Genomic DNA, 22,109 nt, shown 5'->3' with positions numbered 1-22,109 from the left:
AAAGTTAGGGTGCGTTATATCTAGTTGTAACGCACCTTACTTGAGTTATAGATTATCCAAATCGACCTTCTACATATTCTTGAGTTTGCTGCTTGGCAGGATTGTTAAAAATAGTCTTAGTTTGATTAAACTCGACCATTTCACCTAAATACATGAAAGCTGTATAGTCAGAAACCCGTGCGGCTTGCTGCATATTGTGAGTAACAATTAGAATTGTTACTTGTTCTTTCAACTCGGCAATTAAAGCTTCAATGCTGGAAGTTGCGATCGGGTCTAGGGCAGAAGTTGGTTCGTCAAATAAAATTATCTCAGGTTCCGTTGCGAGAGCTCTAGCAATGCACAACCGCTGCTGTTGGCCTCCCGAAAGATTAAACGCCAAATCATTTAATCTGTCTTTTACTTCATTCCACAAAGCCGCGCCCCGCAGAGCTTTTTCGACTTTTTCATCCATGACGCTGCGCTTCGTTTGACCCCGCACCCGCAACCCGTAGACTACATTTTCATAGACTGACTTCGGGAAAGGATTTGGCTTTTGAAATACCATGCTAATCCGCATCCGAACTTCGATGGGATCTACCTTGCGGCTGAGGATATTAATCTCATCGGAGTCCAGCAAGATTTCCCCTTCGTAACGATTGCCGGGATAGAGGTCGTGCATCCTATTAAAACACCGCAGCAGCGTAGTTTTGCCACAGCCAGACGGGCCAATTAGCGCGGTCACTTTTTTATCATCAACAACTAGGTTGATATTTTTCAGTGCCTGAGTTGAACCGTAGAAAAAATTCAGGTTTCTGACTTCAGCTTTTGCCTTAACGGTAGTTGAAGACGAAGAGTTGGTTGTGATTTTTTTTACCATTTGATGTTTTTGCGGAAAATATAGCGGAGATAAATTGCCAAGCCATTCATTGCCAAAGTCATCGCCAGTATTATCAGGCCTGCTGCGGCAGCGTTGTTTTGAAATTCCGGTTGCGGGCGGGATACCCAGTTGAACATTTGCATGGGCATGACTGTGAAGGGTGACATCAGCCATTTAAACGAAACATAAGGAAATTCGGATTGCAGGGGAGAGTCGGGCAAAAAGGCAATAAATGTGAGAGCCCCAATTGTAATTAGAGGTGCTGTTTCTCCGATCGCCCTTGACAACCCCACAATTACTCCTGTCATAATACTGCCAGCGGAGTATGGCAAAACGTGATCCGAAATCGTTTGCCACTTGGTAGCGCCTGTGGCGTAGGAAGCTTCCCTGATCTCATTAGGAATAGCCCTCAGTGCCTCGCGAGTAGTAACAATTACTACTGGTAAAATCAGCAGTGCTAAAGTCAAACCAGCAGTGAGAATGCTCTGACCCAAGTTTAATTGATATACAAAGAAACCTAAAGCTAAAAGTCCATAAACAATTGAAGGAACGCCTGCTAAATTAGTGACATTAATTTCGATAAAATCAGCAACCCAATTTTTCCGGGCGTACTCTTCCAAGTAAATACCCGACGCAATACCCAAGGGAACCGCGGCTAAAGCTGTTACTAACATTACTAAAGCCGAGCCTACCCAAGCAGACAGTACGCCTGCATCTTCCGCGCGACGGGATGGGAACGATGTCAAGAATTGCCAGGAAAGACGCGGTAAACCATCGATCGCCAAATCAATGATTAATGCTAACAGGACAACCACGCCTACTAGCATCAACAATAAGCCGATCGCAGCGAAAATGCTGTCCCACAGCTTAGCTTTTGCAATTATTTTTCGGATTTCCTGTATATTTTTTACGGCCATATTTTGGGAGTTAGTAATTGGCAATTGATGATTAGTAATTGGTGAGGAGTTTTGATTCTTGTGTTTAGTCAACTCAAGCCTTAAAACTTTCTTTTTATACCAATTTAATGGGTAGTTTCACATAGCTAGATCCCCCTAAATCCCCCTTAATAAGGGGAGTAGGGGTTGACTTTGAGAAGAATCCCCCCTTATTAAGGGCGGAGAGAAGAATCTTGTCCCCCCCTTACTAAGGGGGGTTAGGGGGGATCTGATTGTATGGAAACTCACCAAAAATGGGTATTACCCTTACTTAGTATTAGTAGATTTCCCTGTAACGCTTGCTCAGAAAATGCCCAATTATGTTAAATATCAAAGTCATCAACACTAGGGTAAGCCCCGCCACAAAAATTGTTTGATACTCTAAGCTGGCGTGCGGCAAGTCGCCGAGACTAACTTGCACGATATAAGAAGCAATTGTAGCACCGGGTTCCATTGGATTCCAGGTATAACTCGGCTGCAAACCAGAGGCGATCGCGGGGACCATTGTAAGGCCCACAGCGCGAGAAATTGCCAAAATGTAAGAAGCAGAAATTCCCGAAAGTGCAGCGGGAAAAACTACCGACGTTGCTGTTTGAAATCGTGTTGCTCCCATTGCATAAGCGCCTTCCTTGAGATATACTGGCACAGCTCGCATTGCATCTTCGCCGATCGAACTAATGAAGGGTACAATCATAATACCCACCACCAATCCAGCGCTCAACATATTGAATCCCGGTAAATCCGGCAGCACTATTTGCAACATCGGGGTTACAAATAAGAAGGCAAAGTAACCGTAGATTACTGTGGGAACTCCCGCCAGCAATTCCAACGCTGGCTTCATCACCTCGCGCACCCGACTGTCAGCAAATTCGCTCAGGTAAATCGCAATGATTGTACCCATAGGAATTGCCACCATCATTGAAACTCCCGCAATTACCAAAGTACCCGAAACTAGGGGCAAAATCCCGTAGCGAGGCTCGGAAAATAGGGGAGTCCATTCTGTACTCGTGAGAAATTCCACCAAAGAAACTTGTTGGAAGAAACCCAAGGACTCCGAAACTAGGATGTAAAGAATAGCGAAAGTAGTTACTACTGAGGAAAAGGCTGCGAGGAACAGCAAAAAAGCGATCGCACCTTCGCGCAAATCCCTCACTAGCTTTGGGGAAAACGCGGCTTGTTTGGATAATTTCAGTGATTTTTGAGCCATTAGTTATCAAGAGTTATTGGTTATTAGTCATTAGCGATCGGTCATTAGTAGTGACTCTCGGATTGGCACCCCGAAATATTGATATAATTTTTGTAAGTAAATGCAGCGCCACGATCGGGATTTACGCCAGTAACTAATGACTGCTGACTAAATAAATACCGATAAACTTGCTATCTGGCTTCGCGCTTCAACATTTCCTCAATCGTCAAACCTACAGCTTCTTCGCCACCGAAAATAGTACCTACACGACGCTTGGTAAAATGACCCATAGCAGTTGTATAAGCCTGTGGAGGTAGAGCTACGTACTTGACATCGCGCGCTAGTTTAGCACCGTTCTTGATATAGTATTCGACAAACTGCTTCACTTCCGGTTTATCTGCCGACTTGGCATTAACGTAGATGAACAGAGGACGGGATAGCGGTTGATAAGAGCCATTTTGCACTGTCTGTGCAGAAGGCAATACAGGTCCTCTACCACCATTAATTGCCACTGATTTGAGCTTGCCCTTATTTGCTTCGTAATAAGCGTAGCCAAAGTAACCTATGGCATTTTTGTCGCGAGAAACACCGTTGACTAACACGTTGTCGTCTTCGCTGGCAGTGTAGTCGCCCCGGCTAGATTTAGATTTACCGACGATCGCTTCAGTAAAATAGTCAAAAGTTCCAGAAGCCGTACCAGCACCAAAAAGCTTCAGGGGTGCGTTGGGAAATCCTGCCCGAATTTGGTTCCAGTTATTGATTTTACCCTGAGCTCCGGGTTCCCACATTTTCTTGAGTTCGGCAACTGTCAAGTTTTGCGCCCAGGTATTTTGGTTGTTAACCACCACTGTCAGAGCGTCATAAGCCACGGGGAGTTCTATATATCTAATCCCAGCTTGAGCGCAGGCCTGTATCTCCGCTTTCAAAATCGGTCGGGAAGCGTTGGAAATGTCAGTTTCACCGCGGCAGAATTTTTTGAAGCCCCCACCCGTACCGGAGACGCCCACGGTAACTTGTATGCCTCTGTTGGTTTTTTGGAACTCTTCGGCGACAGCTTCGGTAATCGGGTAGACTGTGCTGGAACCGTCGATTTTAATTATTCTTTGTCCTTGAGCCTGAATCGCTGGGACTGACATACCGATCGCCGCAGCTACAAATGCCGATGCACCGGCTATTGTCCAGCCGTTAAGCTTAAATTTCATCAAATTGAGCGCCATATAATTTGATCCTGTGCGTTAAGTATGATGAGCAGCGAATCCTATAGGAGGATAACAGTCGATCTTTAAATTTTGAATTAATTTAGATTATGAACAGTTTAAATTTTTCCCACCAACTGAGATAATGGACTGTTGAACCAATCTTTTGATGACTATAAAATTGATCGGGAAAAAGCTTAAACTAGAAAGGGCAGCGACAATTGTTTTTTTAAAGAGGCATCTCCAGAAAAGCCAGTTTTGAACAGGCATCCTGCCTGTTCCACAAGAATTATTGGAGATGTCTAATGTGCTATTTGCGATCGTCTTGAAAACTTTGTAAGGTTTTTTGCAAAAATGTCTTCACCACTTCTGAAGCGAGAGTTAGGTGTTTTCGGCGCAACTCTCATGGGCCTGGGCTCAATCCTCGGTACCGGAGTATTTGTGAGTATCGGCATTGCGGCGGAAGTTGCTGGGCAGGGAGTGATTTTGGCTGTAGGTATTGCAGCTTTTGTTGCTGTGTGCAATGGCCTTAACAGCGCTCAATTAGCGGCAAATCATCCTGTTAGCGGCGGTACTTATGAATATGGCTACAAATATCTCAATCCTTGGCTGGGTTTCACTGCCGGCTGGATGTTTTTGTTGGCGAAAACGGCTTCTGCGGCTACTGCTGCTTTGGGTTTTGCGGGGTATTTTTTAAATGCAGTTGGTGTAGCCGATCGCACTTACCTGATCCTAACAGCTTTAGTCGCCCTCGCCGCCATCACTTTAATTGTATTGACGGGAATTAGGCGATCGAATATTGCCAATACTGCCATAGTCTCAGTTACACTCCTATCCTTAGCGGTGTTTGTTGCTGTCGGTTTGCCAGAGGTAAGGTGGGAAATGGCCACCGTACAGAATCATAGCTCGATCGGCTCCATCTTCCAGGCCACCGCCCTGATGTTTGTCGCTTATAGCGGTTACGCCCGCATCGCCACAATGAGCGAGGAAGTGCGGGAACCGAGGGAAACCATTCCCAAAGCCATAATTTTCACTTTGGTGCTGACAATGCTGCTTTACGTCGGGGTAGCAGTAGTTGTCGCGGGCGCGGGGGGAGCCGATAAATTGTCTTTACAACCAGGCGGCACGACTGCACCCTTGGAAGTCATCGCCCGCAGTTTCCGAATTCCGGGAGTTTCTCAACTGCTAGCCGTCGGCGCAATTACCGCTATGTTGGGAGTCTTGCTGAACTTAATTTTAGGGCTGTCGCGCATCTGGCTGGCGATGGGGCGGCGCTTGGATATGCCCAGAGTCTTGGCGCGGCTGAATCCAGAGGGGACAACTCCCTACGTGGCTGTGGTGGTTGTGGAAGTTACGATCGCACTTTTAATCCTCGTCGGCGATGTCAAAACCACTTGGTCATTCAGTGCTTTTAGCATTTTGATATATTACGCTATCACCAACCTCGCCGCCCTGCAACTTTCCCCCGCCGAAAGACTTTATCCGCAGTGGTTGGCTTGGGTGGGTTTGGGGAATTGTCTGTTTCTGGCTTTTTGGGTGGAGAGGCAAATTTGGCTGACAGGATTGGCATTAATTGTCGCCGGTTTAATTTGGCGGGCGATCGTCCGACTCCCGGCGAAAAACTAGAATTGTGATAAATTGAAACAGCATCCCGCATTGTAGAGGGCCATGCCCGATCGAACCTCCGAGCTTGCGACTCAAGAATCTCTCGCATTCAGCGCCATCAGTCGCTATATAGCTCAAACCCTAATTACCATTCAGGAAAAGCATCCCGAATGGATAACTGAAAAATACAGGAAAACCCCCTGGGCCAAACCTGATTTTCAGTCAGTTTTGATTGGAAAATTGACAAAAAGTTTCACAGTAGCCAGCGATACAGATTCCCTGGTGCTGAGTGCGAAAAAATACCTACAAATTCTGCTGATTCCAGAATTCGTTAATTCACCTCAATTCAGTAAATTATGTGCCAAAATTCAGCAGCTAGCCCAATCTCAAACAGCACCAGCTAAATCACAAAACTCAGTTTCGTCAGAACCTCCAACTTCAACAGCCAATCAACCAGCCCCGCTTCCTAGCGGCATTGCTATCTTGCTGCTAGATGTCGAAAACTTGCAACTCACCATCGAAACCGAAAAATTCCTAGAGGGAATTTGCCACTATCCCATCCAAATCAAAGTTGCCTTTGCCAACTGGCGCAGCATGGGCAAAAAAGATGCCGAATTTCACCAGCGTGGCTATCAACTAATTCACGTCCCCCCCGGCAAAGACAGCGCCGACTTAAAAATGGCTACAGTCGGGGCATCGATTTTCGTACATTATCCCACAGCCAAGGAGATTTTTGTCTGTTCGTCCGATCGCGCCCTCACTCACCTCAGCAACACACTGCAAGCCCACGGACTAACCGTATTTCAAGTCCGCAAACAAATAGATAAAATCCTAGTTTTAAACAGCAAAACCGGACAATTGGAAACCCATTCCCTAGTAACCACACCGGAAATAACCCCCCTAGAACAATTAGTTATTCAGCTCAAAGAATTAATCAAAAAAGAGCAAAAGCGTACCTCAACTCAGTGGATAAAACTTTCTACAGTTTCAGCTTTATTTAAGGAAAATTACGGCTTAGTCCTCAATCAAGTTGTTGCCCATCATTTGCTTGGTACTAAAACCAGGGATATATTTGTCAAATATCCCACCGATTTTGTCCTCCACAAACCCTCAGAAACTTCTCAAACTTATGTCACTCTTTTTGAAGTAAGATTATCGCCCCCACCGCCAATACTTAACCAAGAAAATCTGAATAACCACCAGCCAGCACCTGCAACTTTGACCGATATTAATTCTCTCGAAGACTTAGAAAGAGCTCTTGTCAAAATCGTTGGCGACTTAACCGACAACTCTCCTGAAAATTCTGTATTTCTCTCCAATGTTGGTAGTGAATTTCACCGACAATACGGCAAACAAATTACCCAAATAATTAAAGATTTTAATTTGGGTAAGAAATTCACTAAATTTTTGCAATCCTGCGCTTCTCTCCAGCTAAAAAAAGCCGAAAAAGGCTGGCAAGTTTCTCTCAATTAATTAAAAATTAAAATATATAGCCATCCTAAATAATTTGTGAATTTCTTACTCCCTCCCCTTGATAAGGGGAGGGTTGGGGTGGGGTCAAAAATTTACGACTCCTGCAAGGATTGCTATATCAACATCCCCATTACTAGCAACTTGAGTTATCATACAATCTGGACGTAAAGAAATGTAAAGGGATATGCAGGACAAAGTTGTGGTTGTGGTGGGTGCGACTGGCGGCATCGGTTCAGCAGTGGCCCGCAAACTCGCTGATGCGGGTGCGAGGCTAGTGCTCGCCGCCAGAGACAGCAGTAAATTAGACACTTTAGCTAGCGAACTTTCGGCAACAGAGGTACTGTGCGTGCCCACAGATATCACCGATTTGCCACAAGTCGAGACGTTGATGCAGACAACTCTGGAACATTTTGGACAAATTGATGCCCTCATAAACGCCGCCGGTGCCGGAATTCTCAAGCAGTGGAACAAGTTAGAACCCGCTGATTTAGATGCAATGCTTGACTTAAACTTAAAAGGCAGTTTTTACACGTCTCAAGCAGCGGCGAATGTGATGAAAGAGCGCAAATCCGGTCACATTTGCAATGTCATCGGGATTTTGGGCAAGCATTCGATGGCGATGGGAACGGCTTATTGCGCTTCAAAGTTTGGGGTAGTTGGTTTCAGCAAGTGCATGGCAGATGAGCTGCGGCGCTACGGCATTAAGTTTACGCTATTCTATTTTGGCGGGGTGGATTCTCCCTTTTGGGATAATGTCAGTTTGAAGGTAGACAGGTCAAAAATGCTGAGTACCGAAACTGCTGCAAATGCGATTATGTTTGCTCTTTCGGCTGACCCGCAAGCTGTGCCGATGGAGATTAATATTCAGCCGGAAAGTCATTTGTTCTTTTAGCTATTGAGGAGTCAATCGATTTTCGATTTTCGATTTTCGATTTTCGATTTTCGATTTGAGAGGCGACCCCACGGATCAATGCTCTTTCTTGAGGATTTTCGATTTTCGATTTGGGATTGATTCCACGGATAAATCACGTGGCGGGTATCACCTTTGAAATTCGCTTGTCATTTGAAGGCAGAAGACAGCTTCGATTTTCGATTTTCGATTTGAGAGGCGACCCCACGGATCAATGCTCTTTCTTGAGGATTTTCGATTTTCGATTTGGGATTGATTTGCGCGAGATAAATCACGTGGCGGGTACCACATGAAGAAATTCTTGGTCATTTGAAGGCAGAAGACAGCGGCGCCTCAAGCCCCGAAAAATTATCATATCTTTAGGTTTGAGAACTTGCACAGCACCTAATTATGTAGAGTGCTCTTCTGCCGCGCACCTTACCCATATAAGTAGCACGTCAAACCATTTTTTGCCTTAGTCCTATTGGCGAAGGTCTAGCGGTCAAACCTAAGTTATCGCAGACAACGGGTTTGTTTTAAGTGCCGACTTATTTCTGCCTTCAGAGGGAGCTAGGATATTCAATCTTTAGGTTATTATTAAGTGGGCGCGCAATAAAAAGTATGAAACATCTCCATTACTCAGTCCCTACCTGGCAGTTTGACCTTGAAAATCAGCAGATTTTCCATTTTTCAGTTTCCATTTTCAATTATTGATTATGGAGTTCGATCGCATTCAATTTTACGTTGAAAACGCTCAAGTATCCTGCGACTGGTTTGTCGGCCAGTTAGGCTTTCAATCCATAGCAGGTTATGCTAACAGCCACACTCACACTGAAGTTGTCAGCAGTGGCAATGTATGTTTTGTTTTATCTTCGCCCCTGACACCCGCTAGTCCCGCTGCTAGTTGGTTGAAGTTTCATCCTCCAGGGATTGCCGATGTGGGTTTTCGGGTAAAAAATATCGAATTAGCGGTAGCTAGAGCTGGTGCCAAAGGCGCTAAAATCCTGGAACCGATTCAAGAAGACCTAAACGCAGGAGGCTATTTTAAGCGGGCAAAAATCGCAGGCTGGGGCGATTTAAGCCATACGCTGGTGGAGCGAATTGGCAGCCATTCACTGCTATCGGCTTCGGATAAGCTGCCGTTGTTTACCCGGATTGACCACGTAGTGTTAAATGTTGAATCTGGGGATTTATCAAGTGCTGTTAGTTGGTATCAAAAAATATTAGGTTTTCAACCGCAGCAAAATTTTGACATTCAGACTGAGAAATCGGCTTTGCGGAGTCAAGTTATGGTGCACGCTGAAGGTGGGGTGCAATTCCCGATTAATGAACCGGCATCAGCTAATTCTCAAATTCAAGAGTTTTTGAGCGCCAATCGGGGGCCGGGTATTCAGCACATGGCTTTGCAAACTAATAATATTGTGGGGGTTGTTGCCGATTTGCGATCGTGCGGTTTGCCTTTTCTGCCGGTTCCTCCAACATACTACTCGGAATTGCAGCAGCGGCAAAACTATTTGCCCGCAGATTGGCCAGCAATTGCAGCTTGTCAAGTTTTGGCAGATTGGCAAGAAGATACTCCCGCAGCAATGCTGCTGCAAATATTTACCCAGCCAATTTTTGCAGAACCGACTTTCTTTTTCGAGATTATTGAGCGCCGAGTTAGTTTAGTTAACGGGAAACAGGTACAAGCTGGAGGTTTTGGGGCGGGGAATTTTCGAGCTTTGTTTGAGGCAATTGAACGCGAACAAATGAAGAGAGGAAGTTTGATAGATGATTGATAAAAATTCCACTTTTTCGGTCATACAGGCGTGTTAATCAGCACTGCGATATCTTTCCAACCGTAGGCAATTTCTTTGAGGGCAACTCCTGCTCTAGTTGTTTGCTTTTCGTCTACTTTTTCACCTCCTAATAATTCATAAAACCTATAGGCTGAATTGTCTCCTAGTACCCAAACTAGCATCGAGTTCAAACTTAATTCTGCCAATTTTGTGGCAACTGTTCTCACGAGTTGCCGTCCGATTCCTTGACGCTGATATTCCTCCAAAATATAGATGGCAAATAATTCTCCTTTATATACATATTTGCCAGTGCGCTCGCCACCACCCGCAGCAAAACCCACAATTTCTCCCGATTCATTCTCAGCAACGCAGACAAAAACGCCAGTATTTTTGACGTTTGCCAGGATTTCTTGCCAATTGCTTTCTCGCTTTTCATAGGATAAGTGGGCGAGGTAATCTGCTGGTACAATTTCCCGGTAAGCTGTGCGCCAAGTATCTAGATTCACCCGTGCGATTGCAGGTGCGTCAGCGATGTTAGCTTCTCTCACAATCATCAGAACATACTCCTTTCGGGCCCTGAAATTCTATTTTCAAGTCTAGGGCAACTATACGATCGCGCCCTTCTAGTTTAGCTCGATACAGCGCTCGATCGGCTTGTCCAATCAACTCCTCGATCGATGAACCAGCAGCAGGTACAGTAGTAGCGATTCCCATACTGAGAGTTATAAACTCACTTACCTTGGAAGCAGCATGAACAATTGCCGCTGCTTTCAAATCCCTGCGAATTGCTTCAGCTACCTGCTTTGCTCCTTGCACATCAGTTCGCGACAAAATTACCGCAAATTCTTCGCCACCGTAGCGGGCGGCTAAATCTCCAGCCCGCTGAGCGTTGCTAGCTAAAATGTCGGCTACTTGTTTTAAACATTCGTCGCCTCCTTGATGCCCGTAACGATCGTTGTAAAGTTTGAAAAAATCGATATCGCACAAAATTAAAGATAGCGAATCTTTTTCTCGCTTCATCAACTGCCATTCTAACTCCAATTTTTTATCAAAACAGCGACGGTTGGGAATTTGAGTCAATCCATCCACCGAAGCGAGCCGCTGCAATTCCATGTTAGCTGCTTGTAATTCTAATTTTGCTTGTTCTAAAGCTACATTTTGCCGAGCTAATTCTTCACTTTGGCGTTTTTCTTGTTCGTACAAAAATCGGATTGAAGCTTCAGCTTCTTGCAATTCTTGCTCTGCATATTTGCGCTTGACAAATTCTCCTAATTGAGAACTTACTACAGCTATGATCTGAAGTAAATCTTGATCCGGTGGCAGTTCTTCCCGGCAAAAAAAAGTCATTACTCCTACAACTTGGCTCCTAGCGTGAATGGGGAAACCGAATCCCGATCGCAATCCCGCTTCCTCTGCCAAGCGCGATCGCACGAAAGTGGGATCGCCCACAAGATCAGTAATCCACTGCGTAGAACCGCTTCTGGAAACCGCTCCGGGCAAACCCTCACCCGCAGCCAAAGTAATCTGCCGATCGTTTTCGGCAAACTCCCTAACTTCCTCCGCTGCCTGCCAAACTGCCACCCGCCGCCAACAAGGAGTTTCCTCGATCGGACAGCAAAGCGGCAGGCACCAAAGCGGATCTGTTTCAGATTTTATTTCCTCACCCAATCTAGTTTCTTTCTCCGCCTCTGTCGGCGTCCAAAGTTCGCCAAAATCCCACCCAAAACTTTGGCAAATAGCTTGCAAAATTTTCGGAGTTGCGCTATCTAGAGAACTCGATTCTGACAGGATATGAGTCACAGCATACTGTGCTTCTTGACACTTTTTTATGCGTTGTTGCTTGGTAATGTCTTTGCCGATATAAACAAAATCTTGTATAAGCCCGCTATCTCCATCTGGGCTTCCTGGGCTTGTCTCGAAAGTAGAGCATGAAAATGCAACAATCAGCTTTAAACCTATTTTCGTTTGGCAAGCTACTTTTACTTGAGGCCAATATTGGCTTTTAAGTGCAGGAGGTAGCTGGCTGACTTTGCGTAACAATTCCTCCTCTGCCGTAATCAGGGATATGGATTGGCCGATTAATTCCGATTCGGTATATCCAAATAATTTCTGTGCAGCTTGATTCACTTTTTTGATTTTTCCCGATGTTCCGGTTACGAACAAAACATCGCCTAGGGAATTAATAATTTTGTCAATATAATCGCCAGTCGCAGCTAAGTAATCGACTTTCATACTGTTTTCGTTGGCAGCCTGAACCATGCTTTGCTGAGCTGCAATGCTATCTGTCACATCTTCGCATAAAATAATCAATCTGTCAGCATTGGCTTGTGCCTTATAACCAAATATGTACAAATTTAGATACAAATAAGATCCGTCTTTGAGAACTCTGTTAATTGATTTTAACTGAAAGTCTTGCTCTCGTTCTTCAATAATGCCTTCTAGGATTCCTTCAATTCCGATCAGTTCAGGAAAACTATCGCGCACGTCTTTTCCTTCGGCTGCTTCCTCATGAATGTAGGCAAAATCTTGCACTTTTAAAGATATTTCTTTAATCTTAAGTTCCCGATCGACTGCGAGGTATTCCATCCTGCGTAAGGATAACAGCTTATAAAGAAGAATATTCATACTTCTGAGGCTGCTCTCTACACTTAATGTTGGAAGTATTTCGTTATTGTAGAGCATCACTCTCCAAGGTTAGCCGGTAAAGTTAGTTGTTGTTTGGCTGCGATTTCTCAGGGAAATTTTTATACTGGCAGATGTCATCACCTGTTACCGCTGGCTAATTTATCCAAACAGTACACTTTAGATTCTCCAAGCAGTTTTTTGCCTATTTTTAAAATGAGGCAAAATATTAATTTTATCCACTTTTTTTTCAGAAAGTGTCGTCAAAATCAGCCTCAATTGAGGTAGAAATTTATGAACAATATGTAGCGGTTTACACTATTTATCCGGCACACTTTAATTTTAAATTACCCGATGTGGCTGACAACCGCTCAAGTTGATGAACAGCACAGTTTAATTCAAATGTTTGCTTTAATTAGCACCATTCCTATAGACTTTACCTCCCCTAGGTATTTGTGTCAATTTTTGTAAAGAAAGTGTTACCTTTAAATGATATAGTATCGAAGGATTTGTATACAAAGCTTAAAAATACTCTGCTAAATGCTGAGACTTATTACCGACTTTGACGGCCCGATTATGGACGTGTCCGATCGCTACTACCGAGTTTACCAGAAGTGTCTCGCCGAGACTCAACGTGAGGGTCAAGCAGTGCGCGAACTCCCCAAGGCAGAGTTTTGGGACATGAAGCGCGCGCGGGTTCCCGAAACCGAAATCGCCATCCTCTCAGGATTAGACGCTGCCCAAGCCCCCGATTTTGCCCAGAAACGCCGTCAAACCGTCCACACCCTACCCTACATGATTTACGATCGACCAGCTCCCGGCGCTGTCGAAACTCTCGAAAAGGTGCAGCGCGCTCGAGTAGACTTAGCCGTGATGACCATGCGCCGCGTTAGGGAACTAGATGAAGCCTTCAACCGCTGCAATTTAGGGCAATTTTTCCCCGAAAACCGCCGCTATTGCCTCCCCAACGATTACGTTAAAACCGGGGATGTCAAAGATAAGCCCCTGTTGATGGCAAGAGCTCTCGCCGAACTCCCGCCGGCTTCTGACACTTGGATGGTTGGCGATACGGAGGCAGACATTGTAGCAGCCAAAACGCACGGTGTCAAGGTAATTGGTGTTTTGTGCGGAATTCGCGATCGCACCCAACTAGAAATGCACCAACCGGATTTAATTGCTAACAATTTGAGCGAAGCAGTTGAGATTATCTTAGGTGGCAAAAATTAGTCATTAGTCATTAGTCATTAGTCATTAGTTATTAATTGTTAGCTGATGTTATTTTTCAGAGGTCTTGATTTCACAGTTATTAGTTGTTGGTTGCTGACTAATAACTGCTGACTAATGACTGCTGACTAATGACTGCTGACTATCGCAGAAAACTGCTGACCAGCCACAGAATTAAAAACGTAAACACAGCGATAAATTTCTCTGTTGTTATAAATGCCGGACTGACCAAAGAACCCAAAAAGCCTCCCAGCAACAAGCCTATAACCAAGCCAGCCACAGTCAGCAGCACGGCGCGACCAAATTTTTGTTCCTTGCGATTAATAAAATAAAGACAAGAGCCGACCCCAAGAGCCAGAGTCAACTGTAGTAAACCATCATTAGCCGCCGGATAAATACTCAGTCCGCCTAACCCCACATACACCCCAGCCGGCCACAAAATGTCCGATCGACTAGGAGTATCGATTAACCGCTGCAACCAAGCTGGGCTGCCACTCGGAGGAGACGGAGTAAAGCTTGGGGGTGGGGGAGTCAGCCGTTCGGGAAAGCGGATGCGTTCGGGCACTTTAATTTTCCCTTCCTGTCGCTGCCGCAGGCGATCCATGAGGATCGCATCGTAAGCGGCTTCGATCAATTCCAAACGTTTCTTGTCACCGCTGTACTGCTCACCTAGGCGCGTGCGGGCCTCTTGCACTTCATCAAAGGAAGCATCTTCATCGACTTCAAGCAGTTGATAGGGAGTTGGCTCACTCATTGTAATAACCCGCTGAAGACTCTCGTTATAGAGTAATCTTAACAAGAGAGGAAAGCGGGGCGGGGGCGATCGCCGCTTTCCCAAAAGTTTTGCTGCTAGTTTTTGGTGGTTTAAAACAGGAACCAGCAAACCTTACGAAAATAGAAACTAGAAGGCATTTGGCATTCGTAAATAAAAAATAATGAATCCAAAGATTTTTATTTTTATCTTGGCCGTCTAAAATTTTACCTTCTGCCAAATGCCCTCAGAAGGGACTTGTCCCGCAGGCACTCACAATTCCCGACCACTGGACTTTTTTAAGTCGATCGCGGCGGTAGGAAAAAAAGTGAGCCGAGTCAGAATAAGTACAGAAAGGAGCGATCGCCACTTGAGAAACATCGATTCCCAACTGCTGCAATTGCAGAGCATTGCAGAGGCGAACATCCAAGCGTACTTTTCCCGGTTCTGGATCGGCTAAGACAGGCGTTTCTGGCAGTTGGTGCAAAAACTCGCAGATGCCGTCGGCTGTCGCACTAACGCCACTCTTAGGAGCAATAGTGGCTCCCAGTTCCGCTGCTACTTCCACAGATACCTGGTAAACCTTTCCAGCGATCGCCGGCCCCATAGCAATCTTCAGATTTTCTAGTTGACTGCCTTGTGCCACAAGTTGAGCGATCGCCTCTGGTAATATCTTAGCAGCAGTCCCGCGCCAACCCGCGTGAACTGCCGCAACCAGTCCCGTGCGATCGTCAGCAATCAGCACCGGCACACAGTCAGCCGAGCAAACCCACAGCGCCTCCAATTCTTGATGGGCAACCAAGCCATCAGCCTCAGCATAGCTTGGGGCAGCGGTTTCCGGGCCCGGAGCCACAACGGGTGACAACTCACTCGTTTTGAGTACCGCATTGCCGTGTACCTGTTGGAGTCGGTAAACCTTAGCTCCAGGTTCGAGAACTTCCGTCAGATCGATCGGCCCCTGGGGCGAGAAATCGCGAGTAAAAAAGCCGTGAGACCAGCGAGAAAGCAAGCTGCAAGTCAGATAGGGCAAGCCTTCAAAACTCTGCCAGTCCCAACTGATACCGTCAGGTCCTCCGGCGCACTCAGAGCCAGGAAAATTTGTCAAGCGATCGCCAGCTAAAGTCATGAAATCTATCCTTACTCAAGCGAATCATCAAAAAAATGGGCGGAGCGAAGCGGAGGGCCCAAACCCCGTCCTTTTAGGAAGGCTTTACATGAATTTTTGTTAAGCTCTACCATTTCACACAAGACGTGCTATTATGTGAAATAGCGTACTTAAGGTCAGCATGACACAAAAAGCCTTCAGCTATCGATTCTACCCAACGCCGGAACAAGAAAGTTTGTTGCGACGTACTTTGGGTTGTGTTCGTTTGGTCTACAACCGTGCTTTAGCCACAAGAACGGAAGCTTGGTACGCAGAACACAAACGGGTAGGCTATGCTGAGACTTCTTCAATGTTAACCGAATGGAAGAAAACCGAAGAACTAGATTTTCTGAACCAAGTTAGCTGTGTGCCATTACAGCAATGCTTGAGACATTTACAAACGGCTTATACCAACTTTTTTGATGGGCGGGCACAATATCCTAACTTCAAAAAGAAACGCAACGGTGGTAGTGCAGAATTTACCAAGTCAGCATTTAAGTTCAAAGATGGACAAGTCTACCTAGCAAAAAGCACAGAAGCGTTACCCATTCGCTGGAGCCGGACACTACCTGATGGTTGCCGACCATCAACAATTACAGTAAAGCTTGCACCATCAGGTAGGTGGTCAGTTTCTCTGCTGGTAGAGGTTGAAATTGAAGCATTACCTAGAACAGATAATCAAGTCGGTATCGACCTGGGAGTTACAAGCTTGCTCACTCTAAGCACTGGCGAAAAGATTGCCAATCCCAAAGGATTCAAGGCAAAATATCGCAAACTTAGAAGATCGCAAAAATCTTTAAGTCGCAAACAAAAAGGGTCAAAAAACCGTCACAAAGCACGGCTTAAAGTAGCGAAAGTGCATCAAGAAATTACTGATGCAAGGAAAGATAATCTTCACAAGTTAACGACGCGGTTGGTGCGTGAAAACCAAACCATCGCCGTAGAAAACTTAGCTGTGAAGAATATGGTTAAAAACCCCAAACTTGCCGCTTCTATAAGTGATGCAAGTTGGGGGGAAGTAGTCAGACAACTTGACTACAAGTGCGATTGGTACGATCGTACTTTAATTAAGATTGACCGATGGTTTCCGAGTTCAAAACGGTGTGGTAATTGCGGACACATCGTTAACAAGATGCCGTTGAATATCCGGGAATGGGATTGTCCTAATTGCGGGACGCGCCATGACCGAGATATTAATGCGGCAAAAAATATTTTGGCGGCAGGGCTTGCCGTGTCAGTCTGTGGAGCGACTGTAAGACCAGAACAGAGTAAATCTGTTAAGGCTGGTGCGAAACCCCGTAAGGGACAGAAGCAGAAACCTGAATCGTGAGGTTTGGGAATCCCCGTGCGTTTACGCCTGGGTGGATGTCAACAGTGTGGCCGTCACAGACTTCTAGGCAAGTGCCATCGGTTCAAAAAAACCGGATATCGATCGCGACTGAATGCGTAAAGCATTTGAGCTTGTTCGATGTGCAGAAAAAATTGCCTCAAGCCCGGTAAAATCAGTTAGGCCTGTATATAAAGACAAGGATTGCCATACATTCGATCCTGACTTCGAGATCCTTGTGCCCCCTGTTGAGTTGGGAAAAAAAATCGTGAAACCAGTTCCAGACAAGCAAATAACAGCCCATTTGAAAACCAAACAGCAAAAAAAGAACCCTACAGGCGCCCGGACTCGATCGCGCCTTTTGTCCGATCGCTCACTGCTGGTGGGACTGGGTTGTCTTGCCAGTCTGGGACTGCTCAGCAAAGGCTTAGTTTGGGCCCAAGCCGAAACTCCGCCCGCAGAACAAGCCGTCCCCGGCGCAGCAGACCTCCAGCCATTATTTGAAGCTCCTCTCCCGCCCCCGGAACCCGCATACAGCCAAGTGGAACCAGAACCATACCCTGAACCGCAGGCAGAAGTTCCACCGTCCGAGCCTTTCGATCCCGAACCTGCCTGGGAGCCGGAGTACGCCAGCGAACCACCTCCTACCCAATATTATCTGCCAGAGCCCGCCCTGATTCCCCTGCCAGAAGCGACGGCCCAGGAGCCACCTTTTGAAGCGCCAGTTAACCCAGCCCACGCTGAAATCGACCAAACAGACTACAGCATTGGCGCTACCAGCGAGTACGAAGAATACCAAGAGTACGAAGCGCCAACGAGAATAGAGTTTGCAGAGCGATCGACCGGGTGCCAAGGAGAAGGCGGTTTGTGCGCGCCTCCTCCTGTTTCCGAGCCGGTGACGGCAGATGCCGGAGAACCCAACTACAGAGAGGAACCTCCGATCGCAGACGACGGCTATATTGCAGCCCCTCCTCCTCGAAATCTGCCAGAAAGCCTTCCGAGCGATGTTCGGGGAACTGTTGCCGGAAATAGTAGCGGAAATCCTGTCAGTAAACTCGGTCAAGCCGTTCAACAAATAGGCAGCCAGGTTTGGAGGGATTCAAACCCACCGGCATCTGGTTACGCACCCCCGCGCTACTCGCCGAACGCAGGATACTCCGCAGACGCAGGATACTCCGCAGACACCGGCTACTCGGCAAACACTGGATACTCGGCTAACATCGGCTACTCCGCAGACACTGGATACTCCGCAGACACTGGGTATTATGCCGGATCTGCATCTTACGGCGGCGGCGCTCCAGCGCCCAGCATGGGACTTGGGCCGGTTCAAGTCGGTGCCGTTAGTGTCAGCAGTGGCAGCAATACCGGTTTTGCTTACTACAATCTCACGCCGCGTCCCCCAGGCGTCCCCGGCAATGGCAACACCAGCTTGCTGTTCCCGCTATCTATTGCTTCGGCAATTACTTCGCCCTTTGGGTGGCGGACTCATCCAGTTCTGGGCTACGGCAGGTTTCACACCGGAACAGACTTGGGGGCCCCGATGGGAACGCCCGTACTGGCGGCCTATGCGGGTCAAGTGGCGATCGCCGATTGGTTGGGTGGCTACGGTTTGACGGTGGTTCTCAACCACAACAAAAAGTCTCAGGAAACTCTCTACGCCCACCTTTCGGAACTGTTTGTGAAACCGGGAGAGTTCGTGAAACAGGGAGAGACGATCGGCCGCGTCGGCAGTACGGGAATGTCTACAGGGCCTCACCTTCACTTCGAGGTTCGGCAAATGACCGATCGGGGTTGGGTGGCGATCGACCCGGGATCTCAGCTAGAATTCGCTCTGGCAAAAATGATCGGCAGTTTGGAAACCGCCAAAGTACCGCAAATCCCGAAAATGGTGGAAATACAAACCGCTAACTCACTCAAGGATTGGGAAAACGATCTGCCCCAGTTGCCACCTCTGCCACTGGGAATGGACATCGAAGTTCACAACCTCCAGCCGCCATTCCCGGAACTGTTAAAAGCTGACATTTCTAAGCCCAAAGATACCGAAGCCGTCAAACCCAAAACTCAGAAGCAAGCTAACAGGTAAAAATTGGGGATTGGCTAGATTAATTTTCTTGTGGAACGGTCGAAAAGCCAAACCCCTACTCCCCACAAGAAAATTAATGTTTTGTGCAACCAGCACGCTAACTCGTTGTTTTTCCTCGTTACCCGAAAGAGTCGGGTAACGAGGAAAAACTCATAAAAAATGGTAACTTGCAGCTTATGCTAATAGCGCAGCATTTGTGGGAATTAATTTTATTTCTGATTATTGTAGTCGGGCCGATTCCCTTAAGCTTGTCTCTTGCCTTTGAGAATCAGAAAGAAAACAATAACTATTCATTTCCCCATTTTCTCCTCGTACTCCTGACGGGATGGAGTATTGCCCAAGTTTGTATCGGCTTGATTTTAGGAAGTGCCGATCGACTAAATATTGCTGCGGTGATTATAGCAGAAATTCTGATTTGTGCGATCGGCTTCATCCTGATTTATACCAAAAATCACAAAACTTTTACCTTCTCCGAGTGGCAGATTCCCCAACTCAATCAACCTCGGACTCTCTCAGAATCACTAATTATTGTTGCCACCGCTTTGGCTGGATTTGTGCTGTTGGAAACTATCGCAACCAAACCCATAACCAATTATGATTCATTGTGGTTTCACCTGCCTGCGATCGCCCGATGGTATCAAACCCATTCATTTACATTATTAGATGCCACCGGAAATTGGATTTTTGAACAAGAGCAAGCACGAGTATATCCCTACAATTGGCACGTTTTATCTGCTTTGTGTGTGCTTCCCTTCGGAGAAGATTTTCTAGCAGCTTTCCCCCTGGTAATTGCGTGGGTACTTGAGGGAATTGCCGTCTATCTATTAAGCATAAAATTTGGAGCAACCCGAATTCACGGTATGGCAGCAGCATCTTTAGTATTGACAGTACCGATGATGCTCAACCAAGTTAACACCATTCAGCCCGATTTACCGCTAGCTGCAATATTTACAGTCGGCTTGTATCTAGGTTTATCCTATCATAGCAGCCGATCGCAATCCGAACTCTCGCTATTTTTGGCAAACGCAGGAATGCTAGCCGGAATAAAAATCACGGGAATAATCTATGCCGCCTCACTTTTAGGAGGATTAGCAATATTAGAAATTAAAAGATTCGCGGTTAATAAAAAATCTACACCAGCTCATTTTAGAATTCGCCACTTTCTCAAACCAGTGTTACTTGGCGGCCTAGCTTGTTGCTTGCTTTTAGGATGTTTTTGGTATGCGAGAAACTTGCTGCAAATCAATTATCCTGTCGGCGAAGTCGGCGATATTAAAATTCCCTTAGATCCTGTTTCCTTCCCGTCTCCCATAACTGCACCCATACCTCCGGTACAGAAGCAGCCCGCTTCGCCACTTCTAAAGATTTGGCAAAGCACTTTAGCAGCTCAATTTAATCCCAGCAATATTTCCCACTGGAAAACTGTCGGCGTACAAATTATCATTAGATTGCAACTGCCCTTTCTGGCGATCGCGCTTCAGGTATTGGCAGCACCTCTGGCTTTTTTCCAGGGTAAAACTAGAATAATTAATCAAAATAATATTATTTTAATTATACTTCTCGCCAGCACAGAAATTCTGTATCTAATTACACCTTACACGTCCGGTACGGCGGGAGATTCGATCGGTCAACTCAGCCCTTTACTCGGTTTTAACCTCAGATACGGATTTCCCTTTTTAAGCGTACTCGCCGTCGCAGCAGCAGCTACAGCAACTATCTTGAAAACTCCCAATCTAGTTGTTCTGATAGTGGTTTTAGTTAGTGGTTTGTTAGGAATTACTAGCAACACAATTTTTGATTATATTAAAAATGCTTCTTTCACCGGAGATAGTATTGTTTGGGGGAGCTTGTTGATTGACAATTTTAAGTCTAACCCAATAGAAGCTATTAATACTATCGGGAAAATATTAGGCCCCAGTTTGCCAGATATATTAAGATACCCAATATTTTATCTGGTGTCAGTGACGCTGGCTGCGATATTGTGGAAAATCAATCCTGGCTATAGATGGCTAAATCATCTATTTCCCACCCGAAAAAAATCGATTTACATAGTGATAATTGGTGTCTTTATCGGATTGATAGTAATTGGTAATTGGAGGGAAAAGCGAGATTTTGCACGCACCGAACTGTATCGTGGTATTTACGAATATATTGATAAAAATACAGTACCAAATGAAAGAATAGGCTTCTTTTTAAGTTCGCGCAGCTACCTGTTTTACGGGAGAAATTTGGACAGACAAGTCTTATATGTGCCGTTTAGAGCCGATCGACTTTCGGCATGGATTGACAATCTACGGCGAAATAAAATTAGGACTGTAGGATTCGGGCCCCTGACTGGGACAGACGCAGCTACCAGAAAAGCTCTATCTTGGCTGACAAGTGCCGAAGGCCCGCTGGAACCAGTTTTCGGAAAAAATTTTAATACTGAGTCGGTGTTGTATCGTTTGAAAAATTAAAATATAGCAGTTATAATTCAATACGGTTTAGTGGCTACAGGGCTGCAGAATCGGGAAAATCGATTTGTGGAAACACCACACTGCTTAATCGGAGGTATAACGGTAAACGCGCTGCCGAATAACCTCTATTCGACTGGCAGCCAGCAACTGAGCGATTACCTTTACAGCTACTATAATGCAGCGATCGCGCGGAATTTTTCAGTTCTCAAAATGCTGGATTTGAAGGCACTAATATTCAGAAAATGCAGGTGCAAAAATATGTATCTCGCCGTAAATAACCGAGCCAAAAATACCTTATAGGGAGTACATTTGGCGTTGGTTGAGATGGAGGGCAGCGGGTAAATTATCTGGAACAATCTTCTGAACCTGTGCAAGAATTAATGAAGTTAGCTCGTAATAAAATTAGCTTTTATCAACAGCGTATACAGGGAGAAACCCTGAGTCGTTCTAGTTCCTAGACATCTTTGTCACCCTCCCAGAATAAATTGCTAAGGATTGCGAATTAAATAACTTACAATTTTAATTGTTATTGTGGGATGGGCGTCCCGCCCGTCCTTTTTGGACGGGCGGGACGCCCATCCCAC

General features: G+C 45.9%; 17 protein-coding genes. 9 read left to right on the top strand and 8 right to left on the bottom strand.

Annotated features, from left to right (window positions below; genetic code table 11):
* Positions 1-52 precede the first annotated feature (52 nt).
* The 4 genes from pstB to QT984_RS16280 all read right to left on the bottom strand — a co-directional run bounded on the left by pstB (position 53) and on the right by QT984_RS16280 (position 4,194).
* Positions 53-856 carry a phosphate ABC transporter ATP-binding protein PstB gene (gene pstB / locus QT984_RS16295; RefSeq protein WP_333055219.1) on the bottom strand — a complete coding sequence of 268 codons (804 nt, stop codon included), beginning with the start codon at positions 854-856 and terminating at the stop codon, positions 53-55.
* Positions 850-1,845 (bottom strand): phosphate ABC transporter permease PstA, encoded by a 996-nt coding sequence (pstA, locus tag QT984_RS16290; RefSeq protein ID WP_333055220.1) that lies wholly within the window; start codon positions 1,843-1,845, stop codon positions 850-852. The genes pstB and pstA overlap by 7 nt, the downstream gene beginning before the upstream one ends.
* A 223-nt stretch (positions 1,846-2,068) precedes the next feature.
* Positions 2,069-2,998, bottom strand: a complete 930-nt coding sequence (pstC, locus tag QT984_RS16285) for a phosphate ABC transporter permease subunit PstC (protein WP_333055221.1) — start codon at positions 2,996-2,998, stop codon at positions 2,069-2,071.
* A gap of 170 nt (positions 2,999-3,168) precedes the next feature.
* Positions 3,169-4,194 (bottom strand): PstS family phosphate ABC transporter substrate-binding protein, encoded by a 1,026-nt coding sequence (locus QT984_RS16280; RefSeq protein ID WP_333244745.1) that lies wholly within the window; start codon positions 4,192-4,194, stop codon positions 3,169-3,171.
* A gap of 333 nt (positions 4,195-4,527) precedes the next feature.
* On the opposite strand from QT984_RS16280, the gene QT984_RS16275 reads away from it, so the two are divergent.
* The 4 genes from QT984_RS16275 to hppD all read left to right on the top strand — a co-directional run bounded on the left by QT984_RS16275 (position 4,528) and on the right by hppD (position 9,918).
* Complete coding sequence (locus QT984_RS16275; protein WP_333263177.1) at positions 4,528-5,799, top strand: APC family permease; 1,272 nt, start codon at positions 4,528-4,530, stop codon at positions 5,797-5,799.
* 42 nt (positions 5,800-5,841) lie between these two features.
* A complete protein-coding gene (locus QT984_RS16270; protein ID WP_333055226.1) occupies positions 5,842-7,251 on the top strand; it encodes an NYN domain-containing protein in 1,410 nt (469 codons plus the stop codon).
* Positions 7,252-7,435: 184 nt separating this feature from the next.
* Positions 7,436-8,143, top strand: coding sequence for an SDR family oxidoreductase (locus tag QT984_RS16265; RefSeq protein WP_333055228.1), 708 nt, complete (start codon positions 7,436-7,438; stop codon positions 8,141-8,143).
* 713 nt (positions 8,144-8,856) lie between these two features.
* A complete protein-coding gene (gene hppD / locus QT984_RS16260) occupies positions 8,857-9,918 on the top strand; it encodes a 4-hydroxyphenylpyruvate dioxygenase (RefSeq protein WP_333212120.1) in 1,062 nt (353 codons plus the stop codon).
* A 20-nt stretch (positions 9,919-9,938) separates the two neighbouring features.
* Here the strand turns inward: hppD and QT984_RS16255 are convergent, their stop codons facing one another.
* Positions 9,939-10,472, bottom strand: a complete 534-nt coding sequence (locus QT984_RS16255; RefSeq protein WP_333212118.1) for a GNAT family N-acetyltransferase — start codon at positions 10,470-10,472, stop codon at positions 9,939-9,941.
* Positions 10,453-12,504: a diguanylate cyclase domain-containing protein gene (locus QT984_RS16250; RefSeq protein WP_333374429.1), complete on the bottom strand. Its 2,052-nt coding sequence runs from the start codon at positions 12,502-12,504 to the stop codon at positions 10,453-10,455. The genes QT984_RS16255 and QT984_RS16250 overlap by 20 nt, the downstream gene beginning before the upstream one ends.
* Positions 12,505-13,080: 576 nt before the next feature.
* Between QT984_RS16250 and QT984_RS16245 the strand changes: the two genes are divergently transcribed.
* Positions 13,081-13,767: an HAD family hydrolase gene (locus QT984_RS16245; RefSeq protein WP_333057969.1), complete on the top strand. Its 687-nt coding sequence runs from the start codon at positions 13,081-13,083 to the stop codon at positions 13,765-13,767.
* A 139-nt stretch (positions 13,768-13,906) separates the two neighbouring features.
* Here the strand turns inward: QT984_RS16245 and QT984_RS16240 are convergent, their stop codons facing one another.
* Both QT984_RS16240 and pgeF read right to left on the bottom strand, forming a co-directional pair.
* On the bottom strand, positions 13,907-14,518 hold the full coding sequence (locus tag QT984_RS16240) for a CPP1-like family protein (RefSeq protein WP_333057970.1): 612 nt from the start codon (positions 14,516-14,518) through the stop codon (positions 13,907-13,909).
* A gap of 244 nt (positions 14,519-14,762) precedes the next feature.
* Complete coding sequence (pgeF, locus tag QT984_RS16235; RefSeq protein WP_333057971.1) at positions 14,763-15,641, bottom strand: peptidoglycan editing factor PgeF; 879 nt, start codon at positions 15,639-15,641, stop codon at positions 14,763-14,765.
* Positions 15,642-15,801: 160 nt separating this feature from the next.
* On the opposite strand from pgeF, the gene QT984_RS16230 reads away from it, so the two are divergent.
* The 4 genes from QT984_RS16230 (at position 15,802) to QT984_RS16215 (ending at position 21,825) form a co-directional block, all read left to right on the top strand.
* On the top strand, positions 15,802-16,989 hold the full coding sequence (locus tag QT984_RS16230) for an RNA-guided endonuclease TnpB family protein (protein WP_333057972.1): 1,188 nt from the start codon (positions 15,802-15,804) through the stop codon (positions 16,987-16,989).
* Between the two features lie 265 nt (positions 16,990-17,254).
* A complete protein-coding gene (locus QT984_RS16225) occupies positions 17,255-19,069 on the top strand; it encodes a peptidoglycan DD-metalloendopeptidase family protein (RefSeq protein ID WP_333057973.1) in 1,815 nt (604 codons plus the stop codon).
* A 176-nt stretch (positions 19,070-19,245) separates the two neighbouring features.
* Positions 19,246-21,525: a hypothetical protein gene (locus QT984_RS16220; RefSeq protein WP_333212109.1), complete on the top strand. Its 2,280-nt coding sequence runs from the start codon at positions 19,246-19,248 to the stop codon at positions 21,523-21,525.
* A gap of 66 nt (positions 21,526-21,591) precedes the next feature.
* On the top strand, positions 21,592-21,825 hold the full coding sequence (locus QT984_RS16215; protein WP_333314297.1) for a hypothetical protein: 234 nt from the start codon (positions 21,592-21,594) through the stop codon (positions 21,823-21,825).
* The last annotated feature ends 284 nt before the right edge of the window (positions 21,826-22,109 follow it).

Source organism: Microcoleus sp. Z1_B2 (genome assembly GCF_036700325.1).
Taxonomy (GTDB): domain Bacteria; phylum Cyanobacteriota; class Cyanobacteriia; order Cyanobacteriales; family Microcoleaceae; genus Microcoleus.
This window is presented reverse-complemented; position numbering and strand designations above follow the sequence as displayed.